The sequence below is a fragment of the Cryobacterium sp. N22 genome (genome assembly GCF_002929555.1).
Classification (GTDB): Bacteria; Actinomycetota; Actinomycetes; order Actinomycetales; family Microbacteriaceae; genus Cryobacterium.
Genome location: NZ_PJJP01000003.1, coordinates 1 through 1,493, shown reverse-complemented (window position 1 = coordinate 1,493; position 1,493 = coordinate 1). Strand labels below are relative to the sequence as shown.

Annotated in this window: 1 protein-coding gene; it reads right to left on the bottom strand. The window is 68.7% G+C overall.

Annotated features, from left to right (window positions below):
- Window positions 1–1,284: hypothetical protein (locus CXY76_RS00015; RefSeq protein WP_199190143.1), on the bottom strand; the 1,284-nt coding region annotated here is incomplete at its 3' end.
- Window positions 1,285–1,493 lie beyond the last annotated feature (209 nt).

The following is a 1,493-nucleotide window of genomic DNA, read 5'->3' as shown; positions in this document are numbered from 1 at the left end:
GTCGGCGCGTTTCTGGCCGCCGTCGCGTTCGTCGAGGATCTCGCCGGGCACGAGTTCGCCGGCCTCGATGCGCTGCTGCTCTTCCGCGGACGGGAACGCCGGTGCGCGGCGCGCGGACAGGAAGGAGTCGAACAGTGTCTGCATGATGCCCTTGAGCTCCGGCGTCACCCCACCGCGCAGCGGGTGCAGCCCCTGGGTGAGCTTGCCGAACGAGAACGTGGACTTCGCCTCAAAAACCGCATCGTTCGGGGCGGCCCCGTCGGGATTCAGCACCGCCTGCCACGTCGCGGCCATCTCCCGGATCCGGTCCGCCGGGAAGGTGAACCCGGCCGAGGCGCCCAAGCGTTTGATCGGTCCGGTGCAGACAACGTCGGTGTCGGTACCGGCGCCGGTATCGCCGTCGCTCTCGCTGCCAGGGTCGTTCGGGCCGCGGGTCCGGCCGAACACCGATCCGGTCGCCGATTCCACCAGGGCGGCCTCCCCGCCATCGACCTGGGTCTGGTTCGCGTCGAAACGGCCGTGCACCTTGTAGTCGGCCAGGCCCGTCACGATGGCCTCGGCCGCGTCGATACCGATCTCGCCCGCGGCCATCGCCGCGGCCACGAACGGGAACACCGGCTCCAACACCGCCCCGCTCCACGCCCGCGGCGCCACCTTCTCACCCAGCGCCACCCGGCGTTTCATCTCCGGCACCGACGTGCCCGTCAACCGGATCAACAGATCGTTCTGATGCGTCGCCCCAAACCGCCAGGCCAGGGATTCCCGGCCCAACGCAGACCGGGACCGGTACCCGACCACGGTCGCGGTGGCGACCCGGGCGGCATCCACCGGCCGGCCGGTGCGCTCCACCATCTGCGTCAACGCCACCACCTCCGGGTCGCTCAACGCGTTCACGTCGATGGAATCCATCACCGCCCGCACCGTGCGCGCCGCGTCATCCAGGGCCTGCAGTTTCTCGCCGAACAGCCCGGTGTGAGCACGCTGCACCCCGGGCAGCTCGGCCGGATCCCGCCACTCGGGCTTCGGCTTAGACAGGCGAGGGCCCGCCCGGCCGGCGTGGCCCGCGGCTGAACCACGGCCGCGAGTTGGGCCCGGAGCGCCGTCGGCGGGGCCGGATTCGGCGTCGGTGGTGCTCCTTAGGCTGGGGGCGTCAAGGCCGGCACCATCCGAAAAGGCAACCGCATCCGGCGCCGGAGCAGCCAGGGCGGTGTTCCAGTCATGGAGATTCGGCCCGGTGGGAGGAGTTCCCGTCGGTGCGGTGGAGCCAACCAGCTCGTCATCCATAACCCCATTCTCTCACAAATCGGAGGTATATGCGAGGAAGTGTCAACATTTCACGAGTGAATATCGTAACTTTTTTCACCCTGATGACGGCGGCTCACGGGGTCTCGACAAGCTCGACCAACGAGTTGGGTGCGTTCCTTGGGGACGGCTCACGGGGTCTCGACAAGCTCGACCAACGAGTTAGGTGCGTTCCTTGGGGACGGCTCACG